Here is a 706-nt window from a genome sequence, read left to right on the forward strand (position 1 = left end):
CAAGGTAGAGGTTTTGCAGTTGTTGCAGACGAAGTTAGGACTTTAGCTAGCCGTACACAAGATTCAACTCAAGAAATTGAAAAAATCATAAATTCCCTTCAAAATAAAACAAAAAACATCGTAGAGCTTATGGCTGAGTGTTTAGTACAAGGACAGGAAAGTGAAAAACAGGCCAGTGCAGCAGGGAAATTATTAACTGCAATTAATAATGATGTTTCAAGTATTAACGATATGAATACGGCCATTGCCGTTTCAATAGAAGAGCAAAGCCAAGTTGCTTCAGAAGTAAATAAACATGTTGTTTCTATCAGAGATGTGGCAGAGCAATCTGGAGAGTCTGTCACAAAAACGCAATTAATGAGTAAAGAATTATCTAATCAATCTAACATTTTACGCAAAGAGTTAGACCGCTTTATTATTTGATAAATATAATTTTGGCAAGTCCCTTTACACCTAAATTTTAAAGCTTAAATAAACTTACACATACCATGGCCTAATATGTCGTTAGGCCTTTTTATATAACCAAAACGCTCATAAAACCCCTCTTTTCCTTTCGCAGAAAGTAGACCGACTGTTGCACCTTTTTTAGCGACTCCTGATAAGTAACTTTCAATATATTGCATTATTTTATGCCCTAACCCTAATTGTTGATAAACTGGATGAACAACAATATCTTGAACATAAAAATAGTAACTTCTCAAAAAGC

2 protein-coding genes are annotated in these 706 nt (G+C 34.3%); one reads left to right on the forward strand and one right to left on the reverse strand.

Going from position 1 to position 706, the window contains the following annotated elements:
- Positions 1-423: methyl-accepting chemotaxis protein (locus tag CJF42_RS26270; RefSeq protein WP_252097750.1), on the forward strand; the 423-nt coding region annotated here is incomplete at its 5' end.
- 44 nt (positions 424-467) lie between these two features.
- Here CJF42_RS26270 and CJF42_RS26275 read toward each other — a convergent pair.
- A partial coding sequence (locus CJF42_RS26275; protein WP_141235709.1) for a GNAT family N-acetyltransferase occupies positions 468-706 on the reverse strand: 239 nt, incomplete at its 5' end.

It is taken from the genome of Pseudoalteromonas sp. NBT06-2 (assembly GCF_002276045.1).
In the GTDB taxonomy this organism is placed as follows: domain Bacteria; phylum Pseudomonadota; class Gammaproteobacteria; order Enterobacterales; family Alteromonadaceae; genus Pseudoalteromonas.